This is a genomic window from Oerskovia sp. NPDC056781 (assembly GCF_042789955.1).
Classification (GTDB): domain Bacteria; phylum Actinomycetota; class Actinomycetes; order Actinomycetales; family Cellulomonadaceae; genus Oerskovia; species Oerskovia rustica.
Map to the genome: position 1 here is coordinate 1 of NZ_JBHUAD010000270.1, position 4,951 is coordinate 4,951.

4 protein-coding genes are annotated in these 4,951 nt (G+C 73.8%); 1 reads left to right on the plus strand and 3 read right to left on the minus strand.

Annotated features, from left to right (window positions below; translation table 11 throughout):
• Positions 1 to 100: 100 nt before the first annotated feature.
• The 3 genes from ACFRCR_RS16870 to ACFRCR_RS16880 are packed head-to-tail and all read right to left on the minus strand — an operon-like array spanning position 101 to position 3,598.
• Positions 101 to 1,372: an aminotransferase class I/II-fold pyridoxal phosphate-dependent enzyme gene (locus ACFRCR_RS16870; protein ID WP_377679137.1), complete on the minus strand. Its 1,272-nt coding sequence runs from the start codon at positions 1,370 to 1,372 to the stop codon at positions 101 to 103.
• A 10-nt stretch (positions 1,373 to 1,382) separates the two neighbouring features.
• A complete protein-coding gene (gene rocD, locus ACFRCR_RS16875; protein ID WP_377679138.1) occupies positions 1,383 to 2,654 on the minus strand; it encodes an ornithine--oxo-acid transaminase in 1,272 nt (423 codons plus the stop codon).
• Complete coding sequence (locus ACFRCR_RS16880) at positions 2,651 to 3,598, minus strand: dimethylarginine dimethylaminohydrolase family protein (RefSeq protein WP_377679139.1); 948 nt, start codon at positions 3,596 to 3,598, stop codon at positions 2,651 to 2,653. Before ACFRCR_RS16880 ends, rocD begins: the two co-directional genes overlap by 4 nt.
• Positions 3,599 to 3,984: 386 nt before the next feature.
• Here ACFRCR_RS16880 and ACFRCR_RS16885 point away from each other — a divergent pair, with 386 nt between their 5' ends.
• On the plus strand, positions 3,985 to 4,914 hold the full coding sequence (locus ACFRCR_RS16885; protein ID WP_377679140.1) for a PadR family transcriptional regulator: 930 nt from the start codon (positions 3,985 to 3,987) through the stop codon (positions 4,912 to 4,914).
• Positions 4,915 to 4,951 lie beyond the last annotated feature (37 nt).

Below are 4,951 nucleotides of genomic sequence, written 5' to 3' on the forward strand. Positions count from 1 at the left end.
GGACCAGGGGTCCGTGGCCGCCCGTCGGGGACCTGTGCTCGTCAGGACGAACGTGGACCAGAGGTCACGCTGGTTCTGACAGCTCCGGGGGAGGAGGGGGTCAGGCGTCCGCAGCCGCCTTCTCCGCCGCCGCGAGCAGGACGCACGTCGCGACGCCGTCGATCGCGACCCGGACCTCGTCGAGCGGGGGCAGGGTCGGTGCCAGGCGGATGTTGGCGTCGCGGGGGTCCTTCCCGTACGGGAACGTCGCGCCCGCGGGGGTCAGGGCGATCCCTGCCTCCTTGGCGAGCTGGACGACGCGCGCCGCAGTGCCCGGGACGACGTCGAGCGACACGAAGTACCCGCCGAGCGGCGCGGTCCACGAGGCGCCGGAGTCGGTTCCCAGGCGCTCGCGCAGGATCGCGTCGACGGCCTCGAACTTGGGGGCGATCACGTCGCGGTGCTTGCGCATGTGCGCGCGCACGCCGTCGGCGTCCCCGAAGAACTGGGCGTGGCGGAGCTGGTTGATCTTATCCGGGCCGATCGACTGGGCCGCGAGGTGCTTCTTGTACCAGGCGACGTTGGCGGGGGACGCGCCCAGGAACGCGACGCCCGCGCCGGGGAACGTGATCTTGGAGGTCGACGCGTAGAGCAGCACGCGGTCCGGGTTCCCGGCCTCGGCCGCCAGGGCCAGGGCCGGCGCGGACTCGGTCTCGACGTCGGTGAGGTGGTGCACCGCGTACGCGTTGTCCCACATGATGCGGAAGTCCGGGGCCGCAGCGGGCATCGACACGAGGCGCTGGGCGATCTCGCGCGAGACCACGGAGCCGTCGGGGTTGGCGTAGGTCGGCACGACCCACATGCCCTTGATGGTCGGGTCGTCGGCGACGAGCGCGGCCACGGCCTCGGCGTCGGGGCCGTCGGCCGTCATGGGGACGGTGACCATCTCGATGCCGAAGGCCTCGCACAGCGCGAAGTGGCGGTCGTAGCCCGGGACCGGGCACACGAACCGTACCTTCTCCTCGTGCGACCACGGCCGCTCTGAGCCGGGCAGACCGAACAGCATGGCGAACGCGAGCGTGTCGTGCATGAGCGTGAGGCTCGCGTTGCCGCCCGCGAGGAGCTGGGCGGCGGGGACGTCGAGGAGCTCGGCGAAGATGCGGCGGATCTGCGGCAGGCCGTCGAGGCCGCCGTAGTTGCGCACGTCGGTGCCGTCGGCGTCGGTGACCGTTCCTGCGCCCGGAAGTGCCAGGAGGGCGTCGGAGAGGTCGAGCTGCTCGGCGGAGGGCTTGCCGCGGGTCAGGTCGAGCTTCAGGCCGAGGGACTGCAGGTCGGTGTAGGCCTGCTGCCACTCGGCGAGGCGGGTGGAGGTGTCAGAGGCAGGAGTGGTCACCCTCCGGACTCTACCGATCCGCGGCGAGCTGCGTCAGTGCGTCACGCAGAGCGGCCATCCCGAGGTCGAGGTCTGGACGGTCGACGACGAGCGGGGGTGCCAGACGGATGGTCGAGCCGTGCGTGTCCTTGGCCAGGACGCCCCGCGCGAGCAGTGCCTCGCACAGGTCGCGGCCCGTCCCACGGGCCGGGTCGAGGTCGATCCCGGCCCACAGCCCGACACCTCGGACCCCTGTCAGCAGGCCGTCGTCGACCAGGCTCGCGAGCCGCGCGTGCAGGTGCGTCCCCAGGTCACGGGCCCGGGCCTGGTGCTCGCCCGTCTCGAGGAGGGCGACGACCGCGAGCCCCACGGCGCACGCGAGCGGATTGCCGCCGAACGTCGATCCGTGCGTGCCGGGCGTCAGGACGCCCAGGACGTCGCTGCTCCCGACGACCGCCGACACGGGGACGACGCCGCCGCCCAGCGCCTTGCCGAGCGTCACGAGGTCCGGCCGCACGTCCCACAGCTCGCAGGCGAGCGTGGTCCCCGTCCGGCCCAGGCCGGACTGGATCTCGTCCGCGATCAGCAGGACGCCGCGCTCGTCGCACACTCGGCGCAGCGTCGGCCAGTAGTCGTCGGGCGGCACGACGACGCCCGACTCTCCCTGGATCGGCTCCATGAGGACGGCCACGGTGGTCTCGTCGATCGCGTCCGCGACGGCGCGGGCGTCGCCGTAGGGCACGAGCCGGAAGCCGGGCGTGAACGGGTCGTAGCCGTCCCGCGCGTCCGGGTCGTCGGAGAACGACACGATGGTCGTGGTACGCCCGTGGAAGTTCCCGTGCCCGACGACGATGCTCGCCCGCCCGGCCGGCACGCCCTTGACCTCGTAGCCCCACTTGCGGGCGATCTTGATCGCGGTCTCGACGGCCTCGGCGCCGGTGTTCATGGGGACCATCATCGGGGTCGCGCCAGGGCCGCCGTCTCTGACCAGCGGGCCGATCAGCTGTGTCAGGCGGTCCGCGAACGGGTGCAGCAGGTCGTGGTCGAACGCGCGCGAGGTCAGGGTCACGCGTCCGAGCTGCTCGGTCGCGGCCTCGACGAGCGCCGGGTGGCGGTGCCCGAAGTTCAGCGCCGAGTACCCGGCGAGCAGGTCGAGATAGCGCCGACCGTCGACGTCGGTGACCCAGGCGCCCTCGCCCGTGGCGATGGTCACGGGCAGCGGGTGGTAGTTGTGCGCGAGGTGGTCGGGTGCGGCGCCGGCAGCGGTCGCGGAGGCGGGGGCCGCCTGGCTCTGGGCGCTCACGAGCGGATCTCCAGCGTGCAGCACTTGGCGCCGCCGCCGCCGCGCAGGAGCTCGGACGTGTCGACCGCGAGCGTCTCGTAGCCGCGCTCGGCGAGGGCTCCCGCGAAGTGGGTCGCTGCCGGGGCGTGGACGACGTGCCGCCCGTCGCTCACCGCGTTGAGGCCGAGCACCAGCGCGTCGGCCTCGGTCGCGTGGTGCGCGTCGGGGAACCGCTCGGCCAGGAGCTCCTGGGACGCGGGCGAGAAGGCCGGCGGGTAGTACGCGAGGTCCACCGGTACCTCGGCCGCAGCACGAGCCGCACCGGGGTGCGTCGGGTCGAGGGGGCGCGCGGCGCCGTCGGGCAGGGGAGCGAGGAACGGCGACGGCGTGCCGCCCGGTGCGACAGACGCTCCCTCGCTGCCGCGCAGGACGACGAGCGCGGTGTCGAGGTGGTAGAAGCGCGGGTCGACGAGCTCGAGCGTGACGACCTCGCGGCCCCACAGGCTCGCGGCCTCCTGGTGCGCGCTGCGCTCGGTGCGGAAGCCTGTCCCGGCCAGGACGACGTCGCCCGCGACGAGGAGGTCTCCCTCGCCCTCGTTGACGTGGTCGGCCGAGTGGGTCACGTACCCGCGGTCGGCGAACCACTTGAGGTAGGCCGGGCCCTCGGGCGCGCGCTCGGGGTGGCGGAACAGCGCCGAGTAGACCAGGCCGTCGACGACGGTCGCGCCGTTGGCCGCGTAGACCATGTCGGGCAGGCCGGGCTCGGGGGCGATCTGCTCGACACGGTGACCGAGGTCGAGGTAGACGTCGCGCAGGCGCTCCCACTGGGAGACGGCGAGCGCGGTGTCGACCGGGCGGGCGCGGTCCATCCACGGGTTGATCTCGTAGCTGACCGTGAAGTACGTGGGGCGGCACATCAGGTAGTGCCGGGGGACCTGCGTGGGTCCCGGGGTGCTGGTCGTCATCTGCGCCTCTGTCTGGTCCGGAGCGGGCGTGGGACGTGCGACGGTGCGGGGTGTGCGTCGTTGCACGGTGACTGCTGAGCGACTGCCGGTCCCGTGGTGCGAGTGCCCGGGGCCTTCCCGTCACTGTACGACCTGGACGGTTCCCGCGCGGGCTCCGCAACCCGATCGAGATCCGGGGTTGACTATCGATACGTCAACGATATATCTTTAACTCATCGACGCGGAGGGTGCGGCACAGGCCGCGCAGCGTCGACGACCCGGATGCCCGGCCGAGGGCCCGTCGGAGGACCGACGAGAACCCGCCAGCACCCGTCCCCCGGGCCCATCGCTCGGCACGCCCCTGCGGAGGGGCCCCACAGACACACGGACTCGTCAGGAGACACCCCATGCGTACCCCCCATCAGCACCCAGACTCTTCCCGCCCGCCCCGCGACCGCTCCGGCCGCGCAGGCGCCTTCGACCCCTTCGGGGGCCGACCCCGTCGTCGACGCGACGACTTCCCCCAGCCCGAGGGCTTCGGACCCGACGTCGGGGGTGACTTCCCCGGTGGCCCACGCGGCGGCCGCGGCGGACGCCCCGACGGGTCCGGTCCTGACCGTGCCGGTCGTCCCGACGGGTCCGCCCGTCCCGACAGGCACGACCATCACGACCACCCGGGTCACCACGGTCACGACGAGCGGTTCGACGACCGCTTCGAGGGCCGCGGCCCCCGCGGGCACCGCGGCGGGCCGGGCGGTGGTCCTGGCGGCCCCGGCGGCCCGCGCGGTCGCGGACACCGCGGCCCCGGTGGCCGCGGACCGGGCGGTCGTGCAGGGCGCGGCGACATCCGCGCCGCGATCCTGGTCCTCCTCGCCGAGGAGCCCATGCACGGCTACCAGGTCATCCAGGAGATCGGCGAGCGCACGTCGGGCACCTGGCGGCCGAGCCCCGGCGCGATCTACCCCGCGCTGAGCCTGCTCGAGGACGAGGGCCTCGTGACCATCACGGCCGAGGGCGGGCGCAAGCTCGCGAGCCTCACCGACGACGGTCGCACCTACGTCACCGAGCACGCCGACGAGCTCGGCACGCCGTGGCAGGACGCCGCCGACGGCGGGGTCCGCCCGGCCCGCCAGCTCCGCGGGGCGCTCCAGCAGGTCGCCGAGGCGCTCAGGCAGGTCGCCCGGTCCGGCTCGGACGCCCAGGTGGCCCAGGCCGCCGCGCTCCTCGAGCGCACGCGGCGCGAGCTCTACCTGATCCTCGCGGGCCCGGCCGAGACGCCAGACGGCGAGACGCCGCCGACCCCGGAGCCCCCGACCCCGGAGGCCGAGGAGGCCTGAGCGATCGAGAACGGGGTTGAGGTCGGTAACCACCAGG